The 10,796-nt window shown below is 46.4% G+C and carries 6 protein-coding genes and 1 pseudogene; 5 read left to right on the forward strand and 2 right to left on the reverse strand.

Going from position 1 to position 10,796, the window contains the following annotated elements:
• Both HMPREF9083_RS06135 and HMPREF9083_RS03135 read right to left on the reverse strand, forming a co-directional pair.
• Positions 1–2,617, reverse strand: a pseudogene (locus HMPREF9083_RS06135) (hypothetical protein); the annotation flags it as partial.
• A 603-nt stretch (positions 2,618–3,220) separates the two neighbouring features.
• Complete coding sequence (locus HMPREF9083_RS03135; RefSeq protein WP_007555939.1) at positions 3,221–5,392, reverse strand: ESPR-type extended signal peptide-containing protein; 2,172 nt, start codon at positions 5,390–5,392, stop codon at positions 3,221–3,223.
• 742 nt (positions 5,393–6,134) lie between these two features.
• Between HMPREF9083_RS03135 and HMPREF9083_RS03140 the strand changes: the two genes are divergently transcribed.
• From HMPREF9083_RS03140 to HMPREF9083_RS03160, 5 genes are all read left to right on the forward strand, one after another.
• Positions 6,135–6,983: an HlyD family secretion protein gene (locus tag HMPREF9083_RS03140; protein ID WP_007555941.1), complete on the forward strand. Its 849-nt coding sequence runs from the start codon at positions 6,135–6,137 to the stop codon at positions 6,981–6,983.
• Between the two features lie 13 nt (positions 6,984–6,996).
• Complete coding sequence (locus HMPREF9083_RS03145; protein WP_007555942.1) at positions 6,997–8,142, forward strand: ABC transporter permease; 1,146 nt, start codon at positions 6,997–6,999, stop codon at positions 8,140–8,142.
• Positions 8,142–9,296, forward strand: coding sequence for an ABC transporter permease (locus tag HMPREF9083_RS03150; RefSeq protein WP_007555943.1), 1,155 nt, complete (start codon positions 8,142–8,144; stop codon positions 9,294–9,296). Before HMPREF9083_RS03145 ends, HMPREF9083_RS03150 begins: the two co-directional genes overlap by 1 nt.
• 480 nt (positions 9,297–9,776) lie before the next feature.
• Positions 9,777–10,055 (forward strand): DUF4198 domain-containing protein, encoded by a 279-nt coding sequence (locus tag HMPREF9083_RS06285; protein ID WP_081456891.1) that lies wholly within the window; start codon positions 9,777–9,779, stop codon positions 10,053–10,055.
• Positions 10,033–10,287 (forward strand): DUF4198 domain-containing protein, encoded by a 255-nt coding sequence (locus HMPREF9083_RS03160; RefSeq protein WP_007555945.1) that lies wholly within the window; start codon positions 10,033–10,035, stop codon positions 10,285–10,287. The genes HMPREF9083_RS06285 and HMPREF9083_RS03160 overlap by 23 nt, the downstream gene beginning before the upstream one ends.
• Positions 10,288–10,796: the final 509 nt, after the last annotated feature.

Genomic DNA, 10,796 nt, shown 5'->3' on the forward strand with positions numbered 1-10,796 from the left:
AGTTGGCGTTTACTTGTTTCTTGAATTCCGGATCCAAGCCTACAGTAACGGTCGGAGCATCGTCTGAACCGCCGACGGTAACAGTAGTTTCACCGTCTGTGCCTTTGAATGTGACATTGCTATTTTTGTCTTTTCCGAGGTTGACGGCCTTCGTGTTCTTTCCGTCAGTGACGTTGAAGAGACCCGCGATATTGGTGACTGCCGTGTCGCCTTTGTTGATGTTTTCTACCAGTTGCTTGTTATTCACACCATACTTGATAGTCGCACCGTCTCTCTTAACGGTAAGTCCCTGATCTGTTTCCACATCAAAGGTGACGGCATTATCCGTGTTATTGATCGTTTTGCCTTTTTCCTCTTCGCCCGTATCTGAAGTAGCTTTGAGTACCCAGGAATTCATCTTCGCTTTGACGGTCTCGCTGTTGTCTATCTGGTTATTGATTTGCGTATTCAGCTTGGTTTCGTCCATGCCGAGCTTCAGTCCGTCATTGTCCACGGTAGCCGTGATGTAGTCATCACCCGTGACTTTGACCGTGTCTTTTGCTTTGACGACTTTCTTGCCCGTATTGGCATCTGCCAGCGTCCAACCTTCTTTGAGGGTCGTGATATCTCCTGCATTGGTCGTTACTTTGCCTTCCAACGCTTTCAGCTGCGCCACGTTGACCGCGTCATTGTCGTGGATACCGCCTGCCACATTGACGATACGGCGATAGTTCGCTGCGACGTCCGTATCTCCTACTTTATAGTTCGGGCTGCCTACAGACACAATGCCTGCAGCGGCTTTAACGTCTTCATCGCTGAGGTATGCTTTTCCGTCAATCGCTTCTTTGGCAAAGGAGTTACTGCCGATAGCAACACTGTTTTCGTCATAAGCACGCGCACCGGATCCGAGTGCTACGCCGCCTTTTTTATAAACAATGGTGTTCGCACCGACGGACGTTGCAAATTCCGCACGGGAATCTGCCCAATGACCGACCGATGTCGATTCTTTTTCAAATGTACGCGCCTGTTTGCCCAGTGCCGTGCTGTAATTACCTTTGGCAACTGCCGCCACACCAACCGCTGTCGTATTGGTGTTATGCGCTTCTGCGCCTGCGCCCAATGCGGTCGTTTGGAATCCGAAAGCACTCGCTTTCATACCGATAGCCATCGAGTTTTCTTCCGGCAGCTTACCCGGCCCCGCTACTGTATCATCATCGGCTGTTACATACGGGTTGGCCGGTTTCCATTCATCCCCCGGATTCGACATGCCCGTCCCTGGATGATTGTTCGTTTTGGCGCCGACATAGGAACCATCACCGATGGCAATTCCGCGACCGCCCGTTGCACCTACCGTACTGTTCGTTCCTAATGCAATTCCGCGGTTAGCCAACGATTTTGCTTTCGTACCGATGCTGATGCTACTCTCAGCAGCTGCTTCCGCTTGCGTTCCCAATGCAAGTGCCTGCTGCATCGTCGCACTCGCCTGGTAACCGATAGCCGTAGTGAAATGACCATTTGTCTTGCTCTCAGTACCTAAGGCAACGGACCACCAACCGTCCTCTACTTTGCTCTTCAAACCCACTGCAACGGACTGAGTCCCGTTGTTCAAAGCCGACGGACCGATGGCAATGCTGCCGTCTTTTTTCGCGCCGTCATTCTTGTAGTTCGAACCCGCACCTTTATCCGTGCTGTTGACGGAGAAATAGTGGATCTTGCTCTTTTCGATTTCATTACTCAAATTGGTAATGCTCGTATTGCCGGCGAGGTTAATCTTACTGCCTTCTATACCGTACTTAATTGTCTTTCCATCTCTTGTGACGGTGAGTCCTTTATCCGCTGCAGCTACGTCAAAGGTAACGGCTTCGCCGTTTTTGATTTCCTGCGGTGTTGTTTCATCCTTTACTTTCAGTTTCCATGAGCTCATGACGCCGTCAGGGCCTTCGGTAATTCCGAGGTCTTTTTTCAGCTGTTTCATGTTCAGCGTGTAGGTGACTTTTCTGTCCTTATCGACAGATGAGGTCAGCGAGGAACCGTTCGTCGTTGCTTCAGTTGTTTTGTCTACGTCCGCTTTGAAGGTAACTTCCTGCTTCGTATCTCCGCCGAGTGTAACGTCCGCCTTGCCTGTTCCGCCGTCTTTCACGGTGAAGCCTGCTTGCAGTTTTCCGATGTTTGTTTGGTTGGTTGTCGAGATGGATTTTACGTCACTCAACTGTTTGAAGTTGACCGCATCGCCATCTGCCGCTCCGGCTGCCACGTTGGTGATTTTATTGCTATTCGCATTGATACCCTGGCTATTGATATATGTCTTATCACCAACTTTGAATGCTTCACTTGAAACGCTGGTCAGACCTGTGAGTTCTTTATTCAAGCTGAGTTTGTAGCCTACTTTTTTACCATCTTTCTCGTCAGCGTTGACAGTCAGATTTCCGCCGTCGATGGAGAGTGTCGGACCTTTGACGGTGTAGGTCGTTCCCTTTCCGTCTTCCGTTTTTTTCGTAACGGTCACATAGTCGCCTGCTTCGACAGCGGTCTTGCTGTTTTTAAGCTGGGCTACGTTGACCGCGTCGGTGTCCGCTGTACCTGCCGCGAGGTTGGTGATTTGTCTTGTCTTATCTGCCGTGCCGACGGATACTGCGCCGTTTCCTGATTTCCATGTCGCATTGTCTGTTGTGGATGCTTTATCCGTGGCGGGATCATAGCCGGCTACTTCCGCAGCGGTACTTGCTACGGAACCGGTCCCTAAAGCCACGCCGCCTTCGACACTGACGTTGGCGTCATTGCCGAGAATGGTGACGTTAGATTTTTCGGTTTTCGTTTTCGTTTTCTGCGATCCGATAATGATATTTCCGTTCACGTTTTCCAATTCGTGGTTGTCGCCCAGTATCAGGTTATGACTGGAATCGGTCAATGTATTTCTGTTGCCCGTAATGATATTGTAGGACAATCTGGGCTTGCCATCTGTATTGGAAAGGTCGTTGCTCACGCCGGAAACACGGGTATAGATTGCACCAGCTACCGAGTTACCGTCACCGTCGACAGTGACATGACTTCTTTCTTTTTCAAAGAGACCAATCGGACCTTCCGCATCCTCATCTTGACGCAAATAGGCTTCCAGTTTTTCCTTTTCGGCCGCGGTCATGACTTCATCATTGTACGCATCATATACCGTATTACCTACACCGCGGACAAAGGTGCCGTGAGATTCTGTAATACTATTCTTACTTCCCAAAATAGTATCTTCTCATCCGCCCAAGTCTTTTTCCCGAGCATAGACTTCGTTCTGACTGCCCACAATGATACTTTGATCAAATTGCCCGTTTTTCACCTTACTTGCACCGTTGGAGTGTTCCGAGGTTTCACCGATGATGACACTGCCCTGTCCTCTACCGAAAGAATTGTAGCCTAAAGTAACGGCATCTTCTCCGTAAGCGTGTGTATTGACGCCGATCGCGATAGACCCTACTGCTTTTGCTCCGTCATTCTTGCGATTATCCGTCGTTTTATTGGTGTTTCCTTCGTTAACGGAAACATAGTGCATGAAAGGCATATTGTCATACAAGTATCTGATTCTTCTATCATTTGTATTTACATCCGTCTTAAGACGCCCGATATCTTGCGTGTTTGTGCGTACTTTCCCGGAAAGAGCGGTAATACTTGTGGTATTCGTAGCAATTCTCGCCCCCAGCTGATCCTTCGCCTCAGCAAGGTCTTTCCATGCTTTGCGCCCGAGAGTTTTCAGCTGCGCCACGTTGACCGCGTCGGTGTTGTCCGTACCGGCAGCGACATTGATAATCTGTCGGGTAATGTCCTTTTGCTGATTACCGACAGAAACGGCCGCTTTTGTAGCCTTCCACGTGGAAGTTTCGTCCGCATCGGTTCCCAACGGATCATAACCGACTTTACCCGCTTTGCCATAACTCGGAGAGGCATAAGAGCCTACGTTGGAGTCACTGCCCAACGCCACGCCGCCTTCGATATCCGCTCTGGTGTTTACGCCGATAGTGACCGCATCTTTCGCATAGGCTATCGAATTATACCCGACAGCCGTAGCGTTTTCATACGCCGCATTGGCGCTGCTGCCGACCGCCGTACCGCCGTCAGCTATTATATTCCCAAATATATCACCCACATTGGCACTTCCCAGTGCTGTCGCATTTTTGCCATATACTCTGGCTTGCGGTCCTACAGCCGTGCTGTAATAAGACTCACTACTCTTTTTGTAATAGAAATTACCGTAGCTGTCGTGTATATAGTTCTTCTTCTCCGCATCGGATAACGCATTGTACGCATTTTTTGTAATTCTTTCTCCCCCAACAAGAGCGCTGTTGCCGATAGCAAGAGATTCCCCTACATACGCATGCGCCTGGTAGCCCATGGATACCGACTGATTCGCAAAAGACCTTGCCTCTTCGCCGATACCGATGGCGTATTCACCTGCCACATCAGAATTCATGCCCATGGCGATCGCGTGATTGTGCGCTTTACTGCTCAACCCGATAGCGACAGACCATTCACCTGCTTTGATGCCGCTGCCCAGCGCCACCGATTGCATGCCCGCTTTGGAACGGTTCCCGACGACAACGGCATTTTCGCGGACTTCACTATGACCGCCGATGACAACGCTGTCCGTGTCGTAGGCGTGGGACTCACTACCGATGGCGACGACATAGGAACTGCCGCTACTGGTTGACCCTGTGCCCACAGTGACTTCGGAACCGATCGCGACGTTCTTCTGTCCCTGGATTTTCGCTTTATTACCGATAGCGATCGAGTCATTGCTGGTCACGCCGCCTTTGTTGCCCGTTTCCGCTTCATTACCGATAGCGATCGCGTTGTCATACCAAGTTTTGCTCTTGGTACCGATGGAAATACCGTTTTCTTTCAACGCGGTAGATTCCGTGCCGATCGCGATTTTATTCGGTTCGTTCCAACCTGTATACGCTTTCCAGCCGAGAGCGAGATCCCCTTTTGAATACGCTGCCGAACCTGTTCCGAGAGCGGTAGCATATTCTCCTTTTGCTATGGTCTTGAATCCCATAGCGACAGCGCCGTTATTCCATGCGCTTGCTTCCGCGCCAATACTGATGGCGTTGATGGTGGGGTTCGCGGAGAGATCATAGTTTGCGTCCGGATCGATAGCGGATTCTTCAATGGCCTCTCCCGGATATTTTCTTGCTTCTATGGTCTTGCCCGTATTCACAGCAACGTTAACATAGTGCGCTGCTCCGTCCGCCGCAGAAACCATACCGGCAGGTAAAAAAGCGCCTCCCAAGAGGACGGTCATCACTGCGACGGCAAGCAGACTCTTTCCTTCCCGGCGTGAGGTATTTTTCCCGTGTCCTTTCGCCAGCTCGGACGCAACGACCCAGCAGTTTTTCGTCTTGCTCCAAATCAACTTATAAATTTTATTCATGATTCCTCCTACAAAGAGAAGTGCTTCAAAGCTACCCCCAAAAATAAAAAAATATACTATTGCACTATTATTATACGTCTAATGTCAATGTATATCAAATGTTTTCTATACGTCATGTGTTATTTTAATCATACATGACGGATATCCGGTAAAAGCTATGAAAAAACAAAGGAAATATAGCATCGTTTTTTTCAGGTAATACTGAGTTTCGAGAGGATAACAGGGAGAAAAGAAAGGGAAATAAAAATTTCAAAGTTCCGTTTCTTTATTTTTGGTTTGTTTTCTGTAAAAAACCGAACTTCTTTTTTTCGGGCAAATTAAAATGACCCGCTTTTGCGAGTCACTTCATAAAGGATATTCACGCAGATTAAAGATGTGGATCCGGATTTGCATAAGGCTATGGTCAAGGTGAAGGGGCGTCCTCTGTTTGTGATTGCCAAAAAGTTATTGAAGTTTTATTCCGAAATCCGTTATTCGGAACTTATAATCAAATTAAATGAATTGGAATAAGAAATCATGTATTGTTGTTTTCTGACGGTGCTTTTCTTTTTTCGGTTTTCTATATTTCTTTTTTATTTACTGTTTATGCCGTAAATTTCCCTTTATTTATCTTTTATGATTACGGTTCTCATGTTAATATTAATTTGAATTTATATCTCTAAAAGAAATTAAAGAATTTTGTTTTGTTTTTTTTATTTGATATAATGATATTGTACTATCTATGTGATAAGGGGGAACTTGTATGATAAACAGCGGTAAGCGTTATATTGCCGGAGTGATGCTATTAGCCGCTCTGGCCGTTTCGGGCTGCGCTAAAAAGGATAATTCGGATGCTTCGGAGGTCTGGGGTCAGGCGGATGCTACGGAAGTGTCTATCAATACTAAAATTCCGGGGCGTTTGGTCAATTTATATGTGCAAGAGGGTGTCCATGTCCACAAAGGGGATGTGCTGGCAGAGGTCGATGCCCGGGAAGTGAGTGCCATGAATGCGGCGGCTAAAGCAAAAATCAGTGCCGCAAAAGCAGCCAAGCTTCAGGCAGAGTCCAATCTGGATCAGGCGCGCCGGGATTTGGCACGTTATGAGGAGTTGTACCAAGCCGGTGCTATTTCACAGTCCATGTATGAGAATTTCCAAAGCAAGTGTGACATTCTCGCTGCTGTTTGTGAGCAGGCACAGGCTAATGTAGAGGCCAGTACGGAGGCTTTCAACCAGTCGGCGGTCAATGTGGGCGAAACGGTCATTACCGCGCCTTTTGACGGGATTGTGACGACGAAATATGTGGATGCCGGCGCTATGGTTTCTACGGGTATGCCGATTGTAAGTCTTCAGGACCCTTCGAGAAATTGGGTCAATTTCAAGGTGAAGGAAACGGATTTGGATAAGTATAAGCTGAACAGTGAGGTCACTTTGTACGGACGCAATAAGGATCTCCAAGTGAAGGGTACGATTGTCGATATTTCCAAAAAGCCTAATTTTGCTACTTACAGAGCCACGAGTGAACGAGGCGATGATCAGGATATTATTACTTATAATGTAAAGGTGCAGGTAAACGATCCCCGTATACAGCCGGGTATGCGTTTCAGAATGTAATGACGGTGGGACTATGTTAAAAGGATGGTTTCATGAATCAGTGCTTGCTTTCAGGCAGGAATTTTATGGTGCAGGGCGTTTTAATAAGACCTTGCTTTTTCTGCTTGTTTTGCTTCCTCTTGTGTATACTCTTCTTTTCGGTGCGGCTTACAGTGCGAATGTATTGAATCACATTCCCGTCGTTGTCTGCGATTTGGAGCAAAGCAGTATTTCCCGCACGCTGGTTCTGAATTATGATACGTCGGACCGTTTCAATGTGGTCAAACAGGTATCGAGTTACGAGGAAATGCAGGCGGCTTTGAAAAACGGCGAGGCCAAGGTCGGTCTTTATGTCCCGTCCGGAGTGGATAGAAATCTTCGTACGGCGGCTCCTGCCGAGGTGGGCGTTTATATCGAGGCTTCGAATATGGTGTACGGCAGCGCCGCTCTGGTAGCTTCCGAGGAAATCAATTTGAGTCTTTTGGTCGGCGGAAGCCAGAAAATACTGGAGCATATGATGCTTTATCCCGACCAGGCTTTACGGGTGGCGTACCCTGCAGCCATGAGCGTGCGTATCCTCAATAACCCGACGAACAGTTATTGCAATTTTATGCTTTTAGGACTTGTGTGCAACGGTATCCAGATTTCTATTTTCCTTTATGCGGTCGATATGTTTGTCAAAAATAAAGCACAGAAATGGCGTTATAAAACGGCTTTGCTCTGGGGAAAACTTTGTGCCGTGGAATTGGTATCTGTTACTGTTTTCAGTATCTGTCTTTTGATTTCCCAATACGTATTTGCCGTTCCTTTGCGGGCTCCGTGGTATGAATTTTTATTCCTGGAGGCTGTGTTTGTCTTTTTCTTTACCGGTCTCGGCATGTTCTTGTCCATTATTTTCAATGCTCCCGTGCTGGCACTTCAGGAGGCACTGCTTTTCATTATGCCCGGTTTATTGTACAGCGGTCTGAGCTGGCCGCAGGAATGGCTCGGGCAGCTTCCCGCCATTATACGGGCGATTTTCCCGATTACCTATTTGGCTCTGCCGATGCGGGACTTGTCGCTGGCAGGTGCATCGAATCTTTTGGCTGAGGATATCGGTATCATGGCAGCAGCAGGTATCATTCTTATGATTCTCACTTTCTTCCTTGTGAAGTATCGTAAATGGCAGGAGGTGTCTTGATGAAAAAGTATCTCCGCATTATCAAAAATGAGCTGGCTCATATCTTTTATCATGATTTGCGCCGCGGCGTTCTTCTCTTGGGAGCGGCGCCTGCGTATTTACTCCTTTTTGCCTGGTTATATGCGTTCGGTATAGTCAATCAGATTCCTCTTCTCGTTGTAGATCAGGATAATACATATCTCAGCCGTGAACTTACCCGTTCTTTTTCCGACAGTGACGGTTTCCGTGTCGTGGCCCAAGGCAGCAGTCTTCAAGACGTGGAAGACTGGTTCGGTCATGACGGTCGGCATACCGCCGCTTTGGTCATTCCGAAAAATTTCGCCAAAGATATCGATCATGAACGACAAAGCACGGTTTCTCTCATCGTTGAGGGAAGCAATATGATGATTACAAGCAACAGCAATATCGCGGCGTTTGAGATTATCCAGCATTTCAATCAGGAAACCGGAAAAAAACTCGTCGCAAGAGATCTCCACCAGATTCCTTATCTGGCAGAACGAAGAATGGCGCCTATCGATTTCAATTACCGTATATTAGGAAATCCGAAGCTTGATTATATGCGTTTCTTCGTCTACGGACTCGCTCTGATTGCCATGCAGCAAGGGTTGCTCCTGTCCGTATCCGGCGGTATTTTATGGAAAGGAAATAAACCGGTTCCCGAAGAATTTGCTTTATCACGTTGGAAACGCTGGCTGGTCAAGACATTTGTTTACTGGTCGCTCGGTATGTTTTCTTATGCCGTCTTTCTCGGTATAAGCAACCACTTTTTCATGCTTCCCGTAAACGGCAATTTTGCGGAGCATTTCATGCTTGCCGGAAGTTTCCTGTTCTGCATTATACAACTTGTCGGCATTATTGCCCCCATATGCAAAGACGAGCTTCTCTTCAGTAGGGTTTCCGTTTTCTATACCGTGCCTGCCTTTATTCTCTCCGGCTTCACCTGGCCTCTCGAGCCCATGCCTTTCTGGGTGCGCTGTCTGGCGTATCTTTCACCGTATACATACGTCGCAGACACGGCCAGAAGTTTATACATCTATGGGAGCGACAGCAGACTGGCAATAAATTCTGCCGTTCTTTTCATAACAGGTCTTGTGGCTTTCCCCATTGCTTCAAAACTCTACAATAAGATTATCGAAAAAAAGAAAAGCAAATAATAAAAAAGAGACACCTTCTCCATGATGGTGTCTCTTTTTCGTACCGCCATGTAAAAACATATCAATTAAAGGAATTTCTATGTCTATTTAGCGGAATACTCTTATTGTATTCTTCCTTTTCGCATATAATAAGAATCATGTGTAAATATTTATATTTCTTTACAAGAAGATAGTTATAAAATTTAATTTCAATAAAAAACTTGCTTTATCAACAACTTTTTTATCTGCACTCATCAACACAAGTATCAGTGCCCACACTTTATGGATCAATATGAGTGACTACACCCCTGCTTATCGTCCGAATCGTGGTGCAGTGACCCATTTATATATGGGGTGGGGTCATCACTATCCTGTCGACTGGTTTATTAATACCGATGATTTCACCGATGTTTCCTTGATTTCTCCATCCGGAAAAAAGAAACCCTTATCTTGAGAAAAGACGGCTACGGCGAAACGAAACTGACACTTCCTGAATAAGGGATGTATCTGACTGTCATTACACGGCGCCCTTCCATGAATACAACGTATAGGGAAAACGGCAAGGAAATCGCCGTCAAAGGACCGAAAACCGGACATCGTGAAATTGTGAGCAGTGTCTATTCCCAACAGTTTGCCAAATCTGTTTTTCTTTCCGGCAACATCTTCACCGGAAATATCAGTCGTCCTATCGGCCATACCTTAGAAATTATCCCCCTAACCAATCCTTTTGCTCTGGAAAACAACCGGGGGCGGCCGCATGAAAGTCAAAGTACTATATAAAGGAAAGCCACTGGCATTCCAAAAACTTCAGGCCATGTATGAAGGCTATTCCAAAAATGATGAATTATCTGCTTATGTATCCACAAACAGAGAAGGTGTGGCGGACATCCGCATCGATCACTGGGGCGCATGGGTCATCAAAACAAGACTTGACACTACGCCTTCCGATGAATTAAAAGATAAGATAAATACAGAAAGATATTTTGCATTCTTGACATTCTTCGTTCCTTAATACAGTATTACTTGACAAAAGAACAAGCAATCTGTTATTCCACCCTAAAAAGACCTGTACAATGGAGATAAGATTATGAATGCCCGCCAAAAGTAAATTAAAAAAAGAATTCCGGGATCACTAACTTCTTCTCTATTATTTCTGCTATGCCTTTTCACCAGATTTTAGTTTTTATCAGTGGTATGTGGATTTATATGACATTTCCCGGATATATCCATCTTTGGATAAATCTTACATTACCGGAATAATTGAAATCTGCAATAAACCCATAAGCCATCATCATTTGCACAAGAAAAAAGCACCTACATCTCTGTAAGTGCTTTTTTGTTTATCAGCAGCTTCCTATCAGTGCCGCACAGTGACTCACTGCCTTTTGCGCGTCACTTTGCTCCTTCAAAAGGCGTTCGCTACTTGCTTCTACATAAGTGACTCACTACATTTTGAGTGTCGCTTCGCTCCTACAAAATGTGTTCGCTACTTAGCGCCGCTCATTACTCACGTATTTTTGC

This window comes from Dialister micraerophilus DSM 19965 (genome assembly GCF_000194985.1).
In the GTDB taxonomy this organism is placed as follows: Bacteria; Bacillota; Negativicutes; order Veillonellales; family Dialisteraceae; genus Dialister; species Dialister micraerophilus.

What these genes read in the sequence shown, in the direction of transcription:
- HMPREF9083_RS03135 (WP_007555939.1), bottom strand. Translation starts at nt 5,392, where the DNA reads ATGAATAAAATTTATAAGTTGATTTGGAGCAAGACGAAAAACTGCTGG.
- HMPREF9083_RS03140 (WP_007555941.1), top strand. Translation starts at nt 6,135, where the DNA reads ATGATAAACAGCGGTAAGCGTTATATTGCCGGAGTGATGCTATTAGCC.
- HMPREF9083_RS03145 (WP_007555942.1), top strand. Translation starts at nt 6,997, where the DNA reads ATGTTAAAAGGATGGTTTCATGAATCAGTGCTTGCTTTCAGGCAGGAA.
- HMPREF9083_RS03150 (WP_007555943.1), top strand. Translation starts at nt 8,142, where the DNA reads ATGAAAAAGTATCTCCGCATTATCAAAAATGAGCTGGCTCATATCTTT.
- HMPREF9083_RS06285 (WP_081456891.1), top strand. Translation starts at nt 9,777, where the DNA reads ATGTATCTGACTGTCATTACACGGCGCCCTTCCATGAATACAACGTAT.
- HMPREF9083_RS03160 (WP_007555945.1), top strand. Translation starts at nt 10,033, where the DNA reads ATGAAAGTCAAAGTACTATATAAAGGAAAGCCACTGGCATTCCAAAAA.